This is a genomic window from Ruegeria sp. AF3 (genome assembly GCF_056536285.1).
In genome coordinates, this window is sequence record NZ_JBQFJM010000001.1 from 2,492,820 (window position 1) to 2,512,500 (window position 19,681).

At 56.0% G+C, this 19,681-nt stretch carries 20 protein-coding genes and 1 tRNA gene (1 of these 21 running past the window's edge); 6 read left to right on the forward strand and 15 right to left on the reverse strand.

All coding sequences use genetic code 11. The features are described from left to right. Nucleotides 1-272: 272 nt before the first annotated feature. From ACR3FC_RS12575 to ACR3FC_RS12595, 5 genes are all read right to left on the reverse strand, one after another. Complete coding sequence (locus tag ACR3FC_RS12575) at nt 273-959, reverse strand: hypothetical protein (RefSeq protein WP_480475322.1); 687 nt, start codon at nt 957-959, stop codon at nt 273-275. A 48-nt stretch (nt 960-1,007) separates the two neighbouring features. Then, nucleotides 1,008-1,337: a hypothetical protein gene (locus tag ACR3FC_RS12580; protein WP_480475324.1), complete on the reverse strand. Its 330-nt coding sequence runs from the start codon at nt 1,335-1,337 to the stop codon at nt 1,008-1,010. A gap of 1,331 nt (nt 1,338-2,668) precedes the next feature. Continuing rightward, nucleotides 2,669-3,952: a hypothetical protein gene (locus ACR3FC_RS12585; protein WP_480475326.1), complete on the reverse strand. Its 1,284-nt coding sequence runs from the start codon at nt 3,950-3,952 to the stop codon at nt 2,669-2,671. A 390-nt stretch (nt 3,953-4,342) separates the two neighbouring features. Further along, complete coding sequence (locus ACR3FC_RS12590; protein WP_480475328.1) at nt 4,343-5,620, reverse strand: tyrosine-type recombinase/integrase; 1,278 nt, start codon at nt 5,618-5,620, stop codon at nt 4,343-4,345. A 62-nt stretch (nt 5,621-5,682) separates the two neighbouring features. Next, a tRNA-Val gene (locus ACR3FC_RS12595) sits at nt 5,683-5,758 on the reverse strand. Between the two features lie 256 nt (nt 5,759-6,014). Here ACR3FC_RS12595 and modA point away from each other — a divergent pair. Genes modA through modC form a run of 3 tightly spaced genes read left to right on the forward strand, consistent with a single transcriptional unit; the run spans nt 6,015 to nt 8,589 of the window. Then, the gene (gene modA / locus ACR3FC_RS12600; protein ID WP_480475330.1) at nt 6,015-6,794 is read left to right on the forward strand and encodes a molybdate ABC transporter substrate-binding protein; all 780 of its coding nucleotides are present in this window, start codon (nt 6,015-6,017) and stop codon (nt 6,792-6,794) included. Nucleotides 6,795-6,799: 5 nt separating this feature from the next. After that, entirely contained in the window at nt 6,800-7,492 is a 693-nt protein-coding gene (gene modB / locus ACR3FC_RS12605; protein WP_480476900.1) for a molybdate ABC transporter permease subunit, read from the forward strand. After that, complete coding sequence (gene modC / locus ACR3FC_RS12610) at nt 7,489-8,589, forward strand: molybdenum ABC transporter ATP-binding protein (protein WP_480475332.1); 1,101 nt, start codon at nt 7,489-7,491, stop codon at nt 8,587-8,589. Before modB ends, modC begins: the two co-directional genes overlap by 4 nt. Nucleotides 8,590-8,591: 2 nt before the next feature. Here modC and ACR3FC_RS12615 read toward each other — a convergent pair whose 3' ends face one another. Together ACR3FC_RS12615 and ACR3FC_RS12620 are read right to left on the reverse strand one after the other, a co-directional pair. Next, entirely contained in the window at nt 8,592-9,479 is an 888-nt protein-coding gene (locus ACR3FC_RS12615) for a Hint domain-containing protein (protein ID WP_480475334.1), read from the reverse strand. Nucleotides 9,480-9,518: 39 nt separating this feature from the next. Then, nucleotides 9,519-10,031 carry a toxin-activating lysine-acyltransferase gene (locus ACR3FC_RS12620; protein ID WP_480475336.1) on the reverse strand — a complete coding sequence of 171 codons (513 nt, stop codon included), beginning with the start codon at nt 10,029-10,031 and terminating at the stop codon, nt 9,519-9,521. 140 nt (nt 10,032-10,171) lie between these two features. Here ACR3FC_RS12620 and ACR3FC_RS12625 point away from each other — a divergent pair, with 140 nt between their 5' ends. Continuing rightward, nucleotides 10,172-10,621, forward strand: coding sequence for a hypothetical protein (locus tag ACR3FC_RS12625; protein WP_480475338.1), 450 nt, complete (start codon nt 10,172-10,174; stop codon nt 10,619-10,621). Nucleotides 10,622-10,624: 3 nt separating this feature from the next. Here ACR3FC_RS12625 and hemF read toward each other — a convergent pair whose 3' ends face one another. The 4 genes from hemF to clpS are packed head-to-tail and all read right to left on the reverse strand — an operon-like array spanning nt 10,625 to nt 13,704. Beyond that, complete coding sequence (gene hemF / locus ACR3FC_RS12630) at nt 10,625-11,509, reverse strand: oxygen-dependent coproporphyrinogen oxidase (RefSeq protein ID WP_480475340.1); 885 nt, start codon at nt 11,507-11,509, stop codon at nt 10,625-10,627. A 5-nt stretch (nt 11,510-11,514) separates the two neighbouring features. Then, nucleotides 11,515-12,315: an SDR family NAD(P)-dependent oxidoreductase gene (locus ACR3FC_RS12635; RefSeq protein WP_480475342.1), complete on the reverse strand. Its 801-nt coding sequence runs from the start codon at nt 12,313-12,315 to the stop codon at nt 11,515-11,517. 37 nt (nt 12,316-12,352) lie between these two features. Then, nucleotides 12,353-13,318 carry a class I SAM-dependent methyltransferase gene (locus ACR3FC_RS12640; RefSeq protein WP_480475344.1) on the reverse strand — a complete coding sequence of 322 codons (966 nt, stop codon included), beginning with the start codon at nt 13,316-13,318 and terminating at the stop codon, nt 12,353-12,355. A gap of 44 nt (nt 13,319-13,362) precedes the next feature. After that, complete coding sequence (gene clpS / locus ACR3FC_RS12645; protein ID WP_480475346.1) at nt 13,363-13,704, reverse strand: ATP-dependent Clp protease adapter ClpS; 342 nt, start codon at nt 13,702-13,704, stop codon at nt 13,363-13,365. Nucleotides 13,705-13,797: 93 nt separating this feature from the next. On the opposite strand from clpS, the gene ACR3FC_RS12650 reads away from it, so the two are divergent. Both ACR3FC_RS12650 and ACR3FC_RS12655 read left to right on the forward strand, forming a co-directional pair. Then, nucleotides 13,798-14,499 carry an HAD family hydrolase gene (locus ACR3FC_RS12650; RefSeq protein WP_480475348.1) on the forward strand — a complete coding sequence of 234 codons (702 nt, stop codon included), beginning with the start codon at nt 13,798-13,800 and terminating at the stop codon, nt 14,497-14,499. A gap of 279 nt (nt 14,500-14,778) precedes the next feature. Beyond that, nucleotides 14,779-16,173, forward strand: coding sequence for a D-alanyl-D-alanine carboxypeptidase family protein (locus ACR3FC_RS12655; protein ID WP_480475350.1), 1,395 nt, complete (start codon nt 14,779-14,781; stop codon nt 16,171-16,173). Between the two features lie 55 nt (nt 16,174-16,228). Here ACR3FC_RS12655 and ACR3FC_RS12660 read toward each other — a convergent pair whose 3' ends face one another. The 4 genes from ACR3FC_RS12660 to ACR3FC_RS12675 form a co-directional block, all read right to left on the reverse strand. Beyond that, entirely contained in the window at nt 16,229-17,476 is a 1,248-nt protein-coding gene (locus ACR3FC_RS12660; protein ID WP_480475352.1) for a hypothetical protein, read from the reverse strand. 150 nt (nt 17,477-17,626) lie between these two features. Next, the gene (locus ACR3FC_RS12665; protein WP_480475354.1) at nt 17,627-18,388 is read right to left on the reverse strand and encodes a LamB/YcsF family protein; all 762 of its coding nucleotides are present in this window, start codon (nt 18,386-18,388) and stop codon (nt 17,627-17,629) included. A gap of 12 nt (nt 18,389-18,400) precedes the next feature. Beyond that, on the reverse strand, nt 18,401-19,399 hold the full coding sequence (locus tag ACR3FC_RS12670; protein WP_480475356.1) for a 5-oxoprolinase subunit C family protein: 999 nt from the start codon (nt 19,397-19,399) through the stop codon (nt 18,401-18,403). Beyond that, on the reverse strand, nt 19,396-19,681 hold the 3' end of the coding sequence (locus ACR3FC_RS12675) for a 5-oxoprolinase subunit B family protein (protein WP_480475358.1). 464 nt of this gene lie beyond the right edge of the window; only the last 286 of its 750 coding nucleotides appear in the window; its start codon lies off the right edge, out of view; the stop codon is at nt 19,396-19,398. The genes ACR3FC_RS12670 and ACR3FC_RS12675 overlap by 4 nt, the downstream gene beginning before the upstream one ends.

Genomic DNA, 19,681 nt, shown 5'->3' on the forward strand with positions numbered 1-19,681 from the left:
GCCACCATTTCCGCCACCCTCAGCATATGGACACAGAACCTTGCCCATATGGCAGACGCAGTGGAAATGCTGTCACAGAGAACTTCGGGTTGCCTGAGCGCACCTGAGCTGTGCGGCCATCGGAATGACTGCAAAGCGGACAAAGCGGTTATTGCCTTAAACGCGTGTAAACAGCGCCGCAGGGGGCCAGAACTCAACTGGAGGCTTACGCCAGAAGTAGGAGAGAAGTCGGGTCCCCAGTCAGAAGAAGAATTAGAGACAAGGCGAAATGATCAATCATAGAATTTTGAATACTGTTTGGCATTTCGCGGAAATTGAAAAATCAAGTTCAATGCTGGCCAATCACGTTCTCCTAGCCAGCCGCCTGTAGCCGTGAGCTTGCTCCGATCATGGTCAAACTCGTACCTAGTTCTTTTCCAGTAGGCGGAGAGGTCGTCTCTTTTTGTAACAAAGTACTCCGTGAGCGGAGGATCAGAAATTTTGGCATTTCCATAAATCCATTCAACCCGACCATCATAGGTGTCCGCTACATACTTGTAGTTGGGATTTTGCCAGCGATAGGTTTGTCCATCGGAGCCCAAAAGTTCAGATCCAATCTTTGAATTATCTATGGTGCCGATCATTCGTTTGTCTCCACGAAAATGAGACCACATCTGAAGGGCATAGATTGCAGATGCCCTTGTTTCACGAAAGTGAAACGTGTCCTTTGCTTCATCGGTCAATCCATCAAAATGCATAATGCCATTGAACTGAGAGGGGCCGTCCAAACGGACGCCATGGTCCTTCAGCCAGTTGTCTAGGTCCTTCCAGCTAAAGACTAATTCAAGAGGATGTTCGATGAAGAATGCCAATTCTTTGCCCCTCAGAGCAAAAGCAACCTGCTTAAAAATATAAAACGAATAATTTCGGCGCACTTCCCACCAATTTTTATTAGGATCAACTTTTAGCTTTCTGAACAAAAAACGCCTCCCGCCACTTTCGCGCTGCACCCAATGTACGCAATGACCTCAAGTATCAATATCTAAAACTACAGCAGTAAAATGAGGCGTATCGCCAACGCTTAAAATGAAGCGATCACTGGTCCGCTCTGATTGCACTTCCAGAACACCATAACCCTCGCCCTTCCGGCGACGCATGGTTGCATTTACGATTTCCTGCTCACTCAACTGCCGGCATAACAATCTTTGAAGAAGCAACTTCATTTGCTTGTCCGTAAACTCAGAGTGCCGAAAAGTTTGCTCATATATTTTCTTGGTGCCGTTCCAACCTACGACGCTCCACGCTCTCGAACTTGCTGCCATCTGAACTTTTCCCTCTGCATCGTTTTGCTTGAACAATGCTGAAGTCAATAAGCTTCGTTCAAGGTGTTTCTAAGTGGTGCTCCAATTACCCGCTCCCTCCATCAGTGACCAAGCTGCATCTATCGGCGAAGGCATGAAACTGCGTTCGTGGCGTGTGCTGCGTGTTACGCTGACGTCAACATAGGGCTGACAGCGGTCATCCGACCATTGCCGTCAACTTTCCATCCGATGTGTTGTGAGGTGGCCGACTTCCAAACAACAACAATAATAACGCTCATTACCGCCGTTTTTTGTTGTTACCTTCCGAACCCCCGCCCCCTCTTCATTCTGAAATGAATTCTCTCTGGCCAACTGCCCAGCGCAAAAGGGCTTCCCAACCGCTGCCGATAGACCGTGGCCTATTGGCAGAGTTTTTAGTTGGAAACGAAGGGGTGGGGGGGTTGGGAAACCGACTTCAAAAAGGAGGGGGTTTATTGTTCTTATTATTGCCTCTGAAAAGCGGTCCCTTAGCCCCTAAAGAAACCGTCCTTGAGTCCAAGAGGATACCATCCGATCTCCGTAAGCTTGTGCTCGACAAACCTGAGTGTGTTGGCTAACTTTGCAGCAAGCCACCAAAAATATTGAGAAATTTACATGGATTGGAAGCAAGCCGTTGGTGAGGGAATACTCGGTGCTGGAGCCGCTGCCGTTGTGTCACTCCCGATAGTTGTATTGCGTTGGGCATACATTGGCATGAAGAGCGACTACCGCAAGTTCAAAGAAAAACGGGCCTCAAGAAGGGCAGCTAGACAATCAGCCACGCGTGTAGAACCGCCTATTAGTAGGTGATACTTAAAAAGCCCAAGCTGCGTCACGAAATATATCTCTCACGCATTTAAAGAAGTGATGCTGAGGAACTCATTTTAGATGCAGCACCTATTGGTGCTCTCAGGTGATAACAGGTGGGCGTTGAGCCTTACTGAGAGAACACTGGGGGTGCAATTGGGGGGCATTTTAGTAGATGGAAGTGGATCAGCTTCTATTGTGTTCTCTTAAATAACACTGTGACCAGCGTTGGGCGCAACTCTACGTCGTATGGTTGACGTTTCCGAGAATGAAATTGATATACAGCTTCTGTATTGGAAGTTCCTCGGTCATACTTATTGTTACATAAAGAAGTTTATTAACAATTAGGCTCTAAATACCTATAAAATAAGAATAATTTACAACCTCTTGCCGCTTCCTAGTGGCAAAGACTAAGAGCCATTGGGAACCGAGGAAATCACGTTTAAGCAGCTTCATTCTCACCTTCTCCAAAGATAATCTCTTCCAATATAAAAGTGCTTTCTACTGGTTACGTGTTCCCTCAGTTGCAATAATCACGACACTCAGAATGCACCGCGTAATACATGGGTTGGGATGTCTCCTTCCCATAGCCAATTGAGAAACAGATTTCGCATTCTTCGACTAGGAAGATAAACAGTGATCGGTTTCCCGTCTCTGATCTGAGATCGCCAAACCCATTGGATTAACTCGGTGAGCGCGTAGTCGTCCTGACTAACTAATTCTTTGCCGAGAAATCTCAGGATGTTAGGATTCAAGAACTGATTGTAGAGATAGATCAGGTGCGTTGCGTTTTTATAGTTGTTCGTGCCTCTTGTCGTATTGGGTAGCCAATGAACACGGCCACTTCTGCCCTGAAGCCGAGAGCTTTTAGCGTATGGGCCGGGACTGTACTTTCCCTTTTCTAACCCATCTGAACCAACTGTTGGGCTTTTGCCGCCTGCGAACCATTTTACCTTTGGGCAAGTTAGTAAGATGTTTTCAAGAGGGACGTCCTTAAGTGCATTTCGTGCCAACGTATACAGCGCTTTAGGGACCAGATTATCGTAGACTTCGGGTGAGCCAGAGGTTTTGTCTGTTTGATCTGTGTGACTGAATGAAAGCTGATCGAGAGATTTAATTCCTTTAACGGTAATCAGGTCTCTGACTTCTCGGACGAATTCACTTTCGGCTGTGTTGTCCAACTTATTGTGTTCTGTGGTTATCCCTATGTGTCTTAGGTACGCAGCGATAATAGACCCTTCAGCTTTATAGGTGTAAATCCTCAGAGACTTCCCCACCTTGAGGAGCTTCTCCGGAAGTACGGCTACATTGAAGCCATTTTGGACATTGAAGAGGCGTCCAGACTTGGCAGCCTTGTAGAACTTCAGGGAAACGTGTTTCTCAAGAGCAGCATACTCTGTATCCCAAGCATCTGTGGGGAATACCTTTGATGTCTCAGGGTCCACCGTGCAAAGTCCGGACTCGATAAAGAGACGATCCCATGCTTCCGATTGGACATGGAAGTTAGCATCTATGACCGAGAGAACTTCATCAATGTGAATGTCGTACGAATCCAATAATCCCTCTGAGACGACATCGGACAGCGTATCAAACATCGCGTGAGTTGTGACTACGTTTTGGCCTTCAGCCAGCAGACGCCGTAGGGAGTGGATTTTCCTAGTGGTGACTATCTCTTGTCCACTGTCATCGAATACAGTGTCTTTTTCGGCTGTGGGTTGCTCGAAGGTTATCCCCCGGTTTTGTGCTGCCTCTATGATGCGTTCGCATTCAGTAAGCAGTGGGACAATGATCAGGTAATGCTTGTGGTGTTCAAATGACTTGATCATCTCAGTTGTCTTCCCGGTACCACATGGTCGATCAAAGATGACAACAGGACGAACTGGGGATGTAGAATCGTGAAAAGGTAGAGGATCATGCCTCATGGTTTAATGTCTCGCTAATTTAGAGGGGTTGCTAAGGCTGACTGAGTCGGCGCTCATCGGTCGAAGCTGCTTCGGCTCCTCAAGGGTACAGTTGGAGACCCCTGCCTGTTGAAGCGTGCAAAAAAAGGCCGCCAGTGATTTCCACGGCGACCCAAAGTTTTGTCATCTTAGAGCTGTGTTCCGAACGCGTTATCACCGACAGAAGATTTGTCTCCAAGCCCGACTGGGGCTGTAGGCGAACGAAATTCGGATACGCTTTCTTTAAGGGGGCGGTGTAAGGCCGCTTGCCTTGGATCAGTCCAAAGGAGCTGCCCCTGAGAGACTCCCTCCAAGCTCCAGATACAGCACCTCGAACGTATTCCTTATAATCCCGTTTAGCTCTGCTCTCTTCGCATAAACACTTATGCCGATGTCGTCTTTGTTGGAGTGACCCACGATGAGATTTCTTGCTTCTCGGGAGACCCCAGCATTCACTAGAGACGAAACAGCAGACCTCCTGAACGAGTGCATATCCCAATTGGAATTATCGCCTTCAAGGTTCTTCCGGGCTTTCTCGAGCGCTTTCCCAAGGTAATGACTGGGGTGTCTATCGTAGCCACCCAAAGCAATACGAGGGAACAATCTGCCGACATTCTCTTGGCAGCTTGGCTCTACTATCGTTGCCCTTCTGGTAGCTTCCCGGAGTAGCTGACAATCCTCAGCACCAACGATCATTACATCCCTTATTCCGGCTTCTGTCTTGCTCTGACGGATGCTGATTTTGATGTGATCCCCTCTGTCCTCAATGTCCTTTAAGTACCTCGAGCAGATTTCATTGAGTCTGCATCCAGTAACCCAAAGCAGTCTCACTGTGACGTACATCTCGAACTGATATTTGAGGCCATTATTGCGAGCGATGTACTGCAGCAGCTTTTGAGCTTCACCTCTAGTGACAGGCCTCAGTTTCTTAACCCGTGGGTCCTTCTTCTTTCTTTGACCGGCTACACGTCTCAGTAGAGAGCCAAAGGGGTTCCGCATATCGGGATCAACCAACCCCCAGTGGTCCAGCACACGCCAATAAGAAGCTAAGCAAGATTGGCATGATTGAAGAGAGCGGCCCGAGAGTGGTTGCCCAGTTCGCTTTGAGGGAGTGGCCTTAAGGTGCTCAATGAAGCCCAGTGCCAGAGAGCGGTTAATGTCTGTGACCTGTATGTTTCCAGAGTACGCCTCAAATGTCCTAAGGTGTTGGCGGTATCTAACCTTTGTACTGCTATTTATCCCGTCCGATTCAGCTAACCACCTGTCGGCGGTATCTCTCACAGTATTCTCTTGTTTCGGAAGGTTTGGGCGAATTGCTTGAGACGGTGTTTGTCCTTCGGTGATCGCTTCAAGGATTTCCTCAAGGACTCTTGGACGGCGCTTCATTGCTTCGGCTAGGTCCTGAGTTCCTAATCCTCGGACGATCTCTCGTTTGCCAACAATGTCTTGGTACTCAGTCGGTACAGCTACCCTAAGAGCGTATCCTTTACCTCTAAGGAACAATCCTCTGGGTAATCCAACACGGTTTTGAGGTTTCGATTCCCTTACATTCATCCTCAAATGGTCTCCAAGTTCTCGTTACAAGACCCTGAGTAAACCATTGAAAATAAAGGGAATGGTGGGTGATGAGAGACTCGAACTCCCGACATCTTCGGTGTAAACGAAGCGCTCTACCAACTGAGCTAATCACCCGTGACGCTGCATGTAGCCAAGCCAGCGGGCGTGCGCAAGAGGGTCTGTGAGATTTTTATTCCGCGATGGGTTGCGGATAGGAAATGCCGCCCCCATCAACGCGTGCCTGGGGTGACTACAGGTTGACGAGGCTGGCCGGGGTGCGTTGCCAGCGCCTGATCTGGATCAGCGGGTGTAAAAGATCAAAGGCGCTTGCAAGCGCCCTATGGCCTCCGATATGCCCGAAGAGACTGCAACTTTCCGGTCGGGAGCACACATGATCCTACCCTTCGCCTGCCGTATCTGGATGGTGGCACTGGTCCTTGGCGCATTTGTGCTGGCTCCGGTCCGGGCCGGGGCAGAAGGGGTTTTGGTTTTTGCCGCAGCCAGCCTCAAGACCGCTTTGGACGAAATCGCGACGGAATACACAGAGCGGACGGGTCACGATGTCACCGTGTCTTACGCAGCGTCTTCGGTGCTGGCGCGGCAGATTCAGCAGGGTGCGCCTGCGGAAGTGTTCATCTCGGCCAATGCCGACTGGATGGATTATCTGGAACAGCAGGGTTTGTTGCGGCCAGGGACACGGTCGGATTTGCTGGGCAACAGTCTGGTTCTGATCGGCGCTGCGGGGCGTCCTGTTCTGGGTGACATTCGGGTGGTTCATGACCTCAGGGCCGTGCTGGGCGAAGGCTTTCTGGCCATGGCGCTGGTCGATGCGGTGCCCGCCGGTATCTACGGCAAGGCGGCTTTGCAGGGGCTGAACCAGTGGGAGGCGGTGCAGGACCGAGTGGCACAAACCGACAATGTGCGCGCTGCGCTGGCCCTTGTGGCAACGGGTGCCGCGCCTCTGGGGATCGTTTATCGATCGGATGCGCAGGCGGAACAGCGGGTCAGTGTTGTGGCCAGTTTTCCCACCGACCTGCACCCTCCGATCATCTATCCGGCGGCGATGACAGGTAATGCCACAGGTGCGGCGCGGGCTTTTCTGGATCATCTGCACGGCGATGCGGCTTTGGCAATTTTTCAGGAGCAGGGATTTTCCCTGCCGGGCGGGTGATCGCGTTGGAGTGGTTGGGCCCCGCCGAAGCTGAAGCGCTGAAGCTGTCGCTGCGCGTGTCGTTCTGGGCGACGCTGGCCACTTTGCCGTTCGGCATTTTTGTTGCCTACATTCTGGCCCGCTGGCGGTTCCCCGGGCGGCAGGTTCTGAATGGTCTGGTGCATTTGCCTTTGATCCTGCCGCCGGTAGTGACGGGGTATCTTCTGTTGCTGACTTTCGGCATTCAGGGGCCGTTGGGGCGGTTTTTGGCCGAGTTCGGCATTGTGGTCGCCTTTCGCTGGACTGGGGCCGCGCTGGCCGCAGGTATCATGGCGTTTCCGCTGATGGTCCGGGCGATACGTCTGTCGATCGAGGCGGTTGACCCGAAGCTGGAACAGGCTGGGGCGACGCTGGGGGCGTCGCGGCCTATGGTGTTTCTGACCGTAACCTTGCCGATGATCCTGCCCGGTGTCATCGCCGGGGCCATCCTGGCCTTTGCCAAGGCCATGGGTGAGTTTGGGGCCACGATTACATTCGTGTCGAATATTCCGGGACAGACGCAGACATTGCCATCGGCTGTTTACGCCTTTTTGCAGGTACCGGGGGGCGAGGCTGCTGCAACAAGGCTGGTCCTGATCTCGATCGTCATCGCCATGGGCGCGTTGCTGCTGTCGGAATATGTGGGACGGCGCGCCGCCGCGCGGGTGGCCGGATCATGAGCTTGTCTGTTCGTTTGCACCATCAGCTGCCGGGGATCGATCTGGAGGTTAGTTTTGACGCCCCACCCGGTGTGACCGTGCTGTTCGGGCGCTCCGGGTCGGGCAAGACCACAATTGTCAACGCGGTGGCCGGATTGCTGCGGCCGCGCGCGGGCAGGGTGGCCGTGGATGACTGGGTGTTGTTTGACACCGAACGCGGGCACTGGCTGCCGCCGCACCGGAGGCGGTTGGGCTATATTTTTCAGGAGGGGCGGTTATTCCCGCATCTGACCGTGCGCCAGAACCTTGCCTATGGCCGCTGGTTCGCCCCCAAAAGCGCGCGGCGTGAAGATCCGGAAAAGGTCATCGAGATGCTGGGGATCGGCCACCTTCTGAACCGCCGTCCAGCCGGGTTGTCAGGGGGCGAAAAACAGCGAGTGTCGATAGGCAGGGCGTTGCTGGCCAGCCCGCGACTAATCCTTGCAGATGAACCGCTTGCGGCGCTGGACGAGGCCCGCAAGGCGGAGATCCTGCCCTATTTCGAGCGTCTCAGGGATGAGGTGTCTGTCCCGATCCTGTATGTGACCCACTCGGCCGACGAGGTGGCCCGTCTGGCCACATCGGTTGTCGCTTTGCAGGATGGCAGGGTCGTCCGCCACGGCCCCGCGTCCGAGGTTCTGTCTGACCCGACTGTGGCACCGGCAGGTGTGCGCGCGATCGGTGCCGTGCTGGAGGTGCAGGTGCTGAAGCACCACACCGACGGGTTGACCGAGCTGAACGCAAATGGCGCGCGTCTGTTTCTGCCACGTATCGGGCAGGAGGTCGGCGCCCATCTGCGAATTCGCATTCCGGCGCAGGAAGTGATCCTGTCCGTCCAAAAGCCCGAGGGTCTGTCGGCATTGAACGTGCTCAGCGGGACGGTCGACTCGATTCGGTCGGGCGAAGGTCCCGGTGCGATCGTGTCGGTCAGGACACCGGCGGGGACTGTTCTGGCGCGGGTAACGCGCCGGTCGGTTGCGGCGTTGAACTTGCAGCCCGGCAGCACATGCCATGCCGTGATCAAGACGGTTGCGCTGGCCCCGCAGAATGTCGGTGGCCGCATCGGGACCGGCACCTGACCTCAGGCAAGTGCGCGGGCTTCGTGTTCCAGCAGGATAAGGCGCGCGGCGCGTCCAAACCCCTGATAGCCAGAGGAGGGAAGGTCGGGAAATATTGCGGCCAGTTCCTGAAGCGCGTCGGATGAAAGTGTATGTAGCGCCTCTTCCCCCAGAAACAGGCTTTCTGCTTGTGCTCCATCCGCCGAAAGGATTTCGTGCCGATCCAGCAGGATGTGCAAATACTCGACCGTTTCAACCGAGGTATCGAGCCCTATTCCATGCCATCGGCACAGGTGCTTGGCGGCAACCAGCGCTTCGGCGGTTCCGAAAAGCAGCTCAACCCAGGGGCCCTTCACCAGAATACGGTGCTGCTGAGACACCAGCAGGTCTCGCGCGGGGGTGTTAGGCCCCAGACTGCCTGCCGAGATGCGAACGGGCCGTATCGCAGGTTCGGTGCGCAATCGGTCGGGCGGGATCGTGCTGCTTTCGATCCAACGAACAGGTTGCAACCCGTGATCGGCTGTCGCCACCTTGTCCCCGACGTTCAGGGACTCGATGGCACGGGGACCGTCCTCAGCCTCGATCAGGGTTCCAGCTGCGAAACAGACGCCTTCGATCCTTATGACCACTTCGACCGGATCCGGAGAGCCGGTAAACGGAAGTGTGACAGGACCGGTTTGCGTTGTCCCTGAGACGCTGATGAAGAAGGAGTCAAAGACAACTTCACCATTGTCGAGGCTGTCGAAATACGTCGGATCGACCGTATAGGTCCACTCTCCGGTATTTGGGTCTATCGTCGCGGTGCCGTTGGCAGGAGGTGTCGCAATCGTCCAGGTTTGGGTCAGCGGCGTGAAGTTTCCGTTGTTCAGGGTGGGTTGCCCCATCGCCACATTGGGTGGGGACCCGGTCACGTCGCCGGTCAATTCACCAGTGATCGGAACTGAAACCAACTAGACCTCGCCTTGTTGCAACACCCGCTCAAATTCCTTTTTTCGGTACAGGCGCATATGAACCTCGCCTGCTTCGTCCCGCGTCCATTCGACAATCCGGTTGCGTGTCATGTCGCTGTCCATTCGGTTGGTGCGCACGCGCGGATGCGGGATCTCTTGCTTGAGGATATCAACAATCTGACTGGTCTGTCCAAACGGCGCGACAAGGTCGATGATCCAAAAGGATGACCCGCTGGTAAAATCCTTGTCCGTCAGAGAGGTTTCTTTCACCGCATAGCGATACTCGGCCTCGGGGCTGAGACCGGCAAAAGTGACAAATCCGCGGGGAAAGCCATTCTGTCTGAAGATCTGGTATTGGCCCAGACGAAACGGGGTTTCGAACGCATAAAGAACCTGCGCAAGATTACGTTTCTGGTGCGTTTTCGTAAGCCCCGCGAGATAGAACATCGCACCCAGATCCGCATATTTCTCAGGCGGGAAATCGAACCAGTCTTTTGGAAAGCTCTTGGTCAACGGAATTGCCGATAGTTTGATGTGTTATAAATGCTTTCGGGTAGTGTACTCGTTTCCGGCGATATGAATAGTGGGAATTCCCCAAAAAACTGTGTCCGCGTAGCTGGTGTGCCCCACTTTACTCGCAGGGTGTCGTGGTTATGCTATCGGTATTGGTGCCATTGTTTTGGGATATCTGGATCATGCGTTTTCTCAAGCCATTCATCGCTGCCACATTTATTTTAGCGCCTGCGGTGGCCGGGGCCGTTGGGTTCGGCCTGTCAGTCCGGCCGCAGTTCCGTACCGAGATCACGCCCTTGCCGAACGGCGTTTACGAGGTGAAGGCTGTCGGATCATCCGCGCCTGTCAATTATTGGTGCGGGATCGGAGATTATGCCATTCGCACACTTGGCGTTCCAAACTCGCAGAGGATCTATATCTGGCGGGCGTATGAACCCGGCGTGCGAACAGTGCAGTTCTCCATGACCCCGCCGCCGGGGGTCGATACGAAACCCGGCTATTCGATCACGGTCAAGAAAGTCGGAGCAAACATGTCGGCGGTGTCGGCGCAGAACTACTGCTACGACAATTTCATCACGGACCCGTTCTGATCGTCAGACCCATTTTGCCATCGGCGGCAAGCTCATCAGAACGGCATCCGGGTCATGCCCGGTTTCCAGACCGAACTTTGTGCCCCGGTCATAGACTAGGTTGTATTCCGCATAAAGGCCGCGATGCACCAGTTGGGTGGTCTTGTCCGCTTCTGAGAAGTTCTGAACGCGGCGCTTTTCAACCAAGGGAAGGAAGGCGGGCAGAAAGGCCCTGCCAATATCCTGTGTCAGGGCAAAATCCGCCTGCCAGTCACCGGTGCAATAGTCGTCCATGAAGATCCCGCCGACGCCACGCGCGCGTTTGCGGTGAGGGATATAGAAATACTCGTCAGCCCATTCCTTGAGGCGCGGGTAATGGGCGGGTCCGTGCGGGTCCAGATGCGCCTTTTGCGTGGCATGGAAATGCGCGGTGTCCTCGTCATACTCGATGCAGGGGTTGAGGTCCGAGCCGCCACCGAACCACCAGGCATGGGGTGTCCAGAACATGCGTGTATTCATGTGGACCGCCGGGGCATGGGGGTTCTGCATATGGGCCACAAGGCTGATCCCCGACGCCCAGAAGCGCGGGTCTTCGGTCATTCCGGGGATGCCTTTGCGCGCCGCCATTGCCTGTTGCGCACGTTCGCCCAGCGTGCCGTAGACGGTCGAGACATTGACACCTACTTTTTCAAACACTCGCCCGCCGCGCATGACCGACATCAACCCGCCGCCCGCGTCTGACCCATCGTCCGACTGGCGTTTGGTTTCCTTGACCTCGAACCGCCCGGGTGCGGCATCGACAAACGGCCCGTTGGTGTGGCTGTCTTCGAGGGCTTCGAACGCTGCAACGATGTCATCGCGCAATTGGCGAAACCAGGCGGAGGCGGTAGATTTTTCTGTTTTGAACATGGGTCTTAATGTGCAGGGGCCGCGACCGGGTCAAGCAGGGTACGGCCACCGTCGATTGTCAGGATCTGCCCGGTGACGAAACCGGCGGCATCAGACGCAAGATATTGCGCGGTTTCCGTCAGTTCCGTGGCCGAGGCGATACGGGCCAGGGGTGTGTGCTTTTCGATATCGACGCGGTAATCGCGATTGTCCTTGAGGGTCGATTGCAGTGATGCGCTCATGACCGAACCCAGCGCAATCGAGTTGACGCGGATCCGCTTCGGAGCCAGCGCGACCGCAAGGGATCGGGTCAACTGGTCCAGTGCTGCGGTCGAGACGGAATAGGCCATCAGATCGGGGTGGGTCCGTCGGGCTGCGATCGAGGACAGGTTGATGATCGTCCCTGCCGGGTTTTCGAGATCGCCGTCGGCCTGCTTGATCATGCGCTTTGCAACCAGTTGGCTGAGCCGCAAGGCGGGCATCAGGTTCTGGTTCAGCAGGGTGCGCATCGAATCGTCATCCGGATCCAGCGGATCAGACGGGATCACTTGCCGTGCACCGTTGACCAGAATATCCACCTGGTCGAACGCATCCAGCGTCGCAGATAACAGGTTGGCAATGGTCAGCTTTTCGCGCAGATCGCCCGCAAAATATCGGATATTGCTGTCTTCGGCTTGTTCTCCAAGTTCGTCGATCAGGCGTTTTTCGTCTATGTCGGCAAACATGACATTTGCGCCCGCATCCGCGAAATGCCGCCCGATGGCCAGGCCGATGCCACTTGCCCCGCCCGTTACGATTGCTGTCTTGCCAGCGATGGAAAAGGACATCCGAATCCTCCTGAATTGGGGCGCAGGTTAACGGGCCTTAACGCCGAGGGCGAGAGGCCTGGAATACCTTGAACCGGTTGTCGCCGGCAATTTCACCGACCTGAGCGAAATGTTCGTTCAGTGTAGCTTCGTAGGGAAGGTGCCGGTTGGCGACCATCCAAAGGGTTCCGTTGCGTGTCAGATTGCGGGCGGCGGAGGTTATAAACCCTTGCCCCAAGGCGGGATCCGCGCTGCGTGACGTGTGAAATGGCGGGTTCATCACAACGGTGTCGATAGGCTCCGGCGCGGTCCAGGATACGGCATCGCTCCAGTGAAAATGCGCCTGGGATTGGGTGACATTAAGCCGCGCGCAGGTCAGCGCCGCATGGTCCGCTTCGACCAGATGCAGCGAGGTTACCCCGCCGCGTTTCAGGATCTCCGCAGACAGATATCCCCATCCCGCCCCCAGATCCGCCACGCGGGGGCCAAGCCGGTCAGGCAAGGTCTTCAGTAACAGGGCTGAGGCAGGATCAACTCCGTCCGCTGAAAACACACCCGGTGCCGTGTAGTATCCGCCAACCATCTGCTGTTTCTGCGCGGCCCAGTCCACAAAGGCCAGATCATCGGCCTGAAACCAGAAAATCTTACCATGTGCTTTGGAAATCGGTCCCTCGACCGGAACCCGCTTGCGCACATCCTTCAATATGCTGTCCACACCATCGGTCTTGGCACCGTCGATGACAACCAGGCCGCTCGCCCGCGCACAGGCCTGTTGAATCAGCGACCGTGCCAGTGCCTTGGCGCGGGGCAGAAAGACAATGGCGTCCTGACAAGGACCGTCCGCGTCGGGCACCGTTGCAAAACCCTGCGCGGCGAAATGGTCGTGAAAGGGTTTGAAGGGCTGCACAATCTGCGCACCGTCCCCCAGAGCAGACAGATCATGGTCGGGCGTGGGGCAGATCACACTAAGAGGGGGGGACAGCGTCAGGCCGTTTTGCAAGGCAAGTTCCAGACGAGGGGACATGGGCAATTCCGGCTGAGTGAAGGGAAAACGTCAGGCCAAAGGCCTTACTCTTCGCGTTCCATTGTGCATTGCAAAGGGTGCTGGTGCCTGCGGGCAAAATCCATCACCTGACCAACTTTGGTCTCGGCAATCTCGTGGCTGAAAACCCCGACAACGGCTACACCTTTCTTGTGAACGGTCAGCATGATCTCGAACGCCTGTGCATGGGTCATGCCGAAGAAGCGTTCAAGTACATGCACCACAAACTCCATCGGTGTATAGTCGTCGTTCAGCAACAGGACCTTGTATAAAGGCGGACGCTTGGTTTTTGGGCGTGTCTGTACCAGGACGGACGCGTCACTGTCGTCGTCCGGCTTGTCAGACATCATCCAGGTCATTTCAAGCATCGTGTGCAACTGTCCGATTCAGGCTTGGGGTTTATCTTGGCGCTTATATAACGTGTGCATGGCCGGTGAAAAGAGCAAGCGGACGTAAACAGGATGACGACCAAGCTGACGACAATCGGGTTCGATGCGGACGATACCCTTTGGCATAACGAACGGTTTTTTCAGCTGACGCAGGCTCGTTTTGCTGAACTCTTGGCCGATCATGCCAATCGTGATCACCTGATGGAGCGACTTCTTGCTGCTGAAAAACGCAACATTCAGCGATATGGGTATGGCATCAAGGGGTTTGTCCTGTCGATGATCGAAACTGCGATCGAAGTTACCGAAAGCCTCGTTCCTGCGTCGGTCATCCGGCAGCTGATCGAAGCAGGGCAAGAGATGTTGGCCCATCCGATTGAGCTGTTGCCCCATGCCCGCGAGGCTGTCGAAGGTGTTGCCGATGCGTATCGGGTTATCCTGATCACCAAGGGTGATCTGATCGATCAGGAACGCAAACTGGCCCAATCCGGGCTGGGTGATCTGTTCGATGGTGTGGAAATCGTTTCCGAAAAGACGCCCGAAACCTATCGGTTCGTGTTCGACCGTCATGGTGATGGCCCGACTGCCGCAATGATGATCGGCAATTCGATGCGGTCAGATGTCGTAGCCCCGATTCAGGCCGGGTGCTGGGGCGTCTACGTGCCCCACGGTCTGGTCTGGGAGGTGGAACATGCCGAAGCCCCTGTCGACAGCCCCCGATTCCGCGAGTTGAGAGATTTGGGCGATCTGACCGATCTGCTGGGCAACCTGAAGTGATGTTGCCTTTTCGCCTCAGTTTCACATAAACCCTGCCGCATCCTGACGCAGTTTCGCCTTTATCGCGCATTTGGTGGTTCTGAGGGGGAATTTCGCAAGATATAGCCTCAGCCCAGAAGCAAATCGAAACTGCGAAAACCTCAGCTTTCGGTTTATTTCATTGGGTCGCTGTGATAGCCTTGGGGACAATAAAATAATTTTTGCTGACCGGGAAAACCCGGCAGCGCGAGGCAGACAGAGGCAAAGATCGTGCAGATTCGGCGGACAGTTCCGGCCCGAATGGGCTTTTTCCTTATAGCGTTGCTATGTGTGCTGGCGTTTGCGCCGCTCAGGTCCATGGCGGCGCCTTATGCAGCTATGGTGATCGACGCCCGAACTGGCGAGGAGCTGCATTCACGCAATGCGGATGCGCGCTTGCACCCGGCCTCGCTGACCAAGATGATGACGCTGTATATCGCGTTTGAGGCGGTGCGAAACGGCGAGATCACGCTGGATACACCCGTTCGGATTACCCAGAAGGCAGCGGCCGAGCCCCCGTCGAAACTGGGCCTGCGCGCGGGCCAGACGATTGCGTTCCGCTATCTGATCCGTGCTGCTGCGGTAAAATCGGCCAACGACGCGGCCACGGCGATCGGCATTGCCATCAGTGGCTCGGAAGCGGCCTTTGCCCGCCGCATGACCCGAACCGCCAAAGCGATGGGCATGAGCCGCACGACCTTCAAGAATGCGCATGGTCTGACTGAGGCAGGGCACCTGTCCAGCGCGCGCGACATGACCACGCTGGGACGGCATCTGCTGTATGATTACCCGCAGTATTATAACCTGTTCTCGCGCCAATCGACGGATGCCGGTATCAAGACTGTTCCCAACACCAACCGCCGCCTGCTGGCAGCCTATAAGGGTGCGGACGGAATAAAGACCGGATACACACGTGCGGCGGGGTTCAACCTGGTGGCGTCGGCCAAACGCAAGGATGAGCGTATCATCGCAACTGTCTTTGGCGGAAAATCCGGAGAGTCGCGGAACGCCAAGGTTGCGGAACTGCTGGATCTGGGGTTTCGCCTTGCCCCGTCGCGCGCACCCATTCGCAAGCCTGAGCGCCCGGTTTATGCGGGCAATGCCGGGTTGGGGGGCGATACCCAGGTCGCAGCGCTGAGCGGCGCACCGAAATCCAGCCTGCGCCCGCTTGGGCGCCCCAGCGCCGCGACACAGGTTGCAAGTGCGGTTGCGGCATCGGCAGACCAGAACAGCGACCGTATCAGCAGCGGCATTGCCGCAGCGATTGCCGAAGCGGATATAACCCCAGCCGCCCCACCAGTTGAAACATCCGATACCCGACCGGCGCTGCGCCCGGACAATCTGGTGCTGGCCTCGACCGAGCCCGTCAGCCAGCCAGAGCCCGAGCAGGAAGTGGTTACCCGCCTGTCTTCGTCCGGTGGGCATCTGTGGGGGGTCAATGTGGGCCGCTACACCACACGATACGAGGCCGAGAAGGTTCTGCTGAAAACGGCGCTGTCGGAGATGACCACGCTGGATGGCAGTCTGCGCAAGGTCAGTCAGAGCTCGCGCGGCTTTGACGCGACATTCCAAGGCATGACGCGGGAACAGGCCGATCTGGCGTGTCGCCGCCTGCAAGCCCGCAATGTCACCTGTTTCATGATCGGGCCATCATAAGGTCCGGCATATTCTCTCCTGTTGGGTCTGGGCTGCGGTCATCCGCAGCCTTTTTTTAATCGAAGACGTGACCGTGCTGATATTGCTCGTCCTGTCCCGCGGCGGCGGTCAGGGCGGCGACATTGTCCTTGGTGAAGAACCCGTCATACTTGTGACACCGCTCGATATATTCGGTGATCAGCAGCGTGTTCTTCGAGTGTTTTGAGAAGATCTGCTTCAGGTTCGGGTCGTCTTTGCATTCGCCCACTACATGCGCCAGGAACGGCACGCCCTTGTCCTTCAGCGTGTTCACGACAAAGTCAACATTCTTTTCCCCGGCGCCATGATCGCCATCCTTGATCTCGACTGCCATGTGATGCAGGCGACGGCCAAAATTGCGCACAAAATCTTCGGTCGGCATCGGCAGCTTGGCGAATGAGTTGACGAAGGACGGCGTGTTATTGGCCGTGAAAACCTTGGCCGGGGATTTCTTGTCATCATCCACATTGGCGTTGCGGTTCACGTTGGTGGACGAGTTCATGTCGAAGATGTTGTAGGCCCCCCAGAAATAGTAGGGCACCATGGTCAGGAATTCGAGGATCGCATCCTCGCGCTCACCCGCCAGCACGCGCGTCGCCAGATGATCAATGCCCAGCATCAAAGGCGCGATTTTGCTATCCGATCCGAAAGCGGCGGCCTGATCCAGCCGGGCTTGTTCCGCGTCACTCAGCAACACGCGATCACCAAGGCCCAGGCTGTCTGTGTCGTTGAAATCATGTGTCGAATATCCGACCCGGTTGCAGGTGAAATCCGAAGGGGTCGTGAACCGGAAGCCGTTCAATGTGTAGAACGGGTTTTCGGTGTCTCCGGCATATTCGAAGCGGATGTTCTGATCCTCAAGCGTCCCGGTCAGTGCCTTCAGATCACTGGCCGCGAAAACCTCGCCAACATACCGCGTTTGGGGTGTGTTGCGGGCCAGCGGGTACATGCGATTGATGCGGGGAATAAAGTCTTCGAAACCCGGGCTGAGCGGGGCCATCACGATCAGTGCGGGATAGTCGGGATGCGAATGCAGGATCGAGAATTTGTGGGTCTGCCCCAGATAGCTGGCGGTGTGGCGATAGGGTGTCATCACGTAAAGCTCGACGAGGGTATCGAACAGCGCGTCGGTTTCGATCTGCATACAGATTGCGCGCATTGGCCCGACCTGATCGGCGATGCCCGAACTTGTCCGGCGCTCGTAGATTTTCGGAAGGTATTGCGCAAAGAAGTCCGAGTTCTTCTTGTCGCCCCGGGGTTGATAGGACATCAGATCAAAGGACATTCGACTACCTCCTTGCGCGGAACCCCGACCGGGGCGAGCTATCGTTTGAAATTGTAGGTTTTAGAACATGTGCTTGCCCGTCATGCTAGGCGCTGAGAGCTGTACGGGCAACAGTCGTGAAATTGGGTTGCCGACGTTAACGCATGATGTTCAGCGGGTGAATTTCGTGACCTCGACACCGCCCCCGATCAGGTTGTCGCGAACCGAGCGAGCGATTTGAACCGCGGTCGGGCCGTCTCCATGAAGGCAGATCGTGTCGATGGATGTTTCCAGCCGCTTGCCGCTTTCGGTGATGATCGCACCTTCGCGGACCATGTTCAGGATGCGCGGGCCTGCGACCTCGGCATCGTGGATGACGGCGCCGGGCAGGCTGCGGTCAACCAGTGTTCCGTCGTCATTATATGCACGGTCGGCAAAAATCTCGCCCACCCAGCTGCACCCGAGCTCACGCACGGCCTCTTCCTGTTTTGTCGCGGCCAGCACCATGACGATGATATCGGGATCAACATCCAATGCGCCCTGATAACAGGCGCGCGCCATATCGATATCGGCTGAACACATATTGGCCAGCGCCCCGTGCAGTTTCAGGTGCCGTACTTTGGTGCCAACCGCGTTGGCCATGCCGATTGCGGCCCCCAACTGATACCGGACCAGATTGCGGAGGTTGTCATGGGGCAGCTTCATGTTCCGCCGACCAAATCCCTGCAGATCGGGAAAGCCGGGATGCGCGCCGATGCCGACGTCGTTTTCAGCCGCCAGTTTCATCGTTGATGCCATCACATCCGGATCACCGGCATGAAACCCACAGGCGATGTTGGCCGAGGTGATGATTTTCAAAAGGCTTTCGTCATCGCCCATTTTCCAGGGGCCAAAGCTTTCCCCCATATCGGCATTCAGATCGACGCTTGGCATTGGCACATCTCCTTAGTCTGTGGCAGAGATCACTCCGCCGATCAATTGGTAGGACAACAGGTCCGGTATGTCATGGGGATCACGCACCAGCGCCTCGACTTTTGAGGGCAGACGCGCAAGGTCTGACAGGAACGCTTTGTGCATTTCTTCTGCCTGTTCCATGCTGACAAATTCGAACCGGATGTCGCCGCCTGCGGGTGTCTGTGCCGCGCGGGGCATATCGCATGGCAGAACGGTCGCGATACGAGGGTACCCGCCTGTGGTCTGACATTCCGGCAACAGGATGAACGGGTCGCCAGTGCCGGTCATCTGGATATCGCCGGGGGTGATCACCTCGGACAAGATATTCAGCTGGCCTGAGGCAGCAAAGCCGTCGCCGTCGCTGTCCAGCTGCATGCCCATCCGGTTGGCGCGTGCGCCGCGCCGGAAATTGGTTTGGGCAAACCGTTCAAGTGTTGCGCCATCAAACAAAGGGGTCTGAAAGCTGGCAATCACATGCAGCACCCCGCCCGAAAACCGCTCGGCAGCAGCCAGTTTCATCCCGCTGTTGCCTGCATCCGGTCCACAGGTCAGCCTGTCACCCTGCTGTAGCGCCCGGCCTATCCGCGCTGTCAGATGGGTTGAGCGGGACCCCAGAAAAACCTCGGCATCGATACCTCCGCCCAGATGCAGATAGCCATAGTTTCCAGCTAGCGTCGCCCCGATGACCAGCCTTTGCCCGGCGATCAGTTGGTGCGACGCGTTCCAGGCCACAGGGCCGCCATCAATGCTGGCCTGCATCCGCGCGCCAGTCAGGGCGATGCGCATGTTATGCGTCGCCTCGAACTCGCCTCCCATCCCGGCCATTTCCAGCGCCGCAAGGTTTGGGCTTTGATCCAGCAACGCCGCCCCTTCGTGCAAGGCCAGAATGTCCGCGGCCCCTGATCGGGACAGCCCCTGATCCAGATAGCCTGTGCGCCCCTGGTCCTGAATGGTGCAGGCCGGGCCAATCCGGTGGACGATCAGGCTCATGGTGCAATCTCCTCACAGGTTGCGCCGCCTGTGCCGTCCTCGTTGTTGGCCTTGATGTGTTCCAGAACGTCGCGGGAAACGGGCTTGAACAACAGCTCATCGCCGGGTCTAAGGGTAAAGGCCTCGGCCCTTTCAGGGCGGAAACACCGAAAGGCGGTCTGTCCGATATGCCGCCACCCGGTTGGTGTCGGCCCGGAAAACAGAACAAATTGCGAGATCGCCAGAACCAAAGCGCCTTCCGGCACCATGGGGGTCAGGCTTTGCAGCCGGGGAATGTTGAAC